The organism is Vibrio sp. 2134-1 (assembly GCF_033339495.1).
The window spans coordinates 1-609 of record NZ_JAWOUS010000644.1; the positions used below are offsets into that span (position 1 = coordinate 1).

At 42.0% G+C, this 609-nt stretch carries 1 protein-coding gene; it reads left to right on the forward strand.

The genetic code is table 11. The features are described 5' to 3' along the window. Positions 1-73 precede the first annotated feature (73 nt). Positions 74-532, forward strand: a complete 459-nt coding sequence (locus tag R7R78_RS27720; RefSeq protein WP_225474803.1) for an exoribonuclease R — start codon at positions 74-76, stop codon at positions 530-532. The last annotated feature ends 77 nt before the right edge of the window (positions 533-609 follow it).

Consider the following 609-nt stretch of genomic DNA (forward strand, 5'->3'; position numbering starts at 1 on the left):
ATAAACGCTGGCAATTGAGATTTCAGTATTTAGAATGCGTGGCTAAAATTGATTTCCAACCTAGAGTGATTTTATGCTTCGTGATTACACCTTCGATTGTCTTGTAACCATGCCTCGCCATGAACTGGAAGAGTTTAGTGCTCGCATGATCAGTAAAATGGTGCCAGAAGACGTGATGAATGAGCTGTTTACTTTTGATCAAGAAGAAGTGGATAGCGAAGACCGTATGTTGTCTGCACGTCTTGATGCAATGCTACGCATGACAGCAATCGCACTGAGTGAAATTCAACAAGCGTTTGATGACTCAGACAATGCAAAGCAAAATAGCGAGCGAATGACGCGACTGGTGCTTTGGCATTTCTATGCGATTTCATTCCATTTGGAAGAGGCAATCACGCTAGAAACACACTGTGCTCTAGTGGAAAAACTAATCGAAAATGCACCTTCGGATGTTTTTGCGTGGGTAAAAACATTGACGGAGCTGCTGCACACTTACGCTGAAATCAACGCGAAAGAAAACCCTCAAGACTAAGGTTTTTAGTCGTTAATCGTTCAGTAAACAAGGCGAGCTATCTGGTTCGCCTTGTTTTATTTTACGTCTGTAAAATC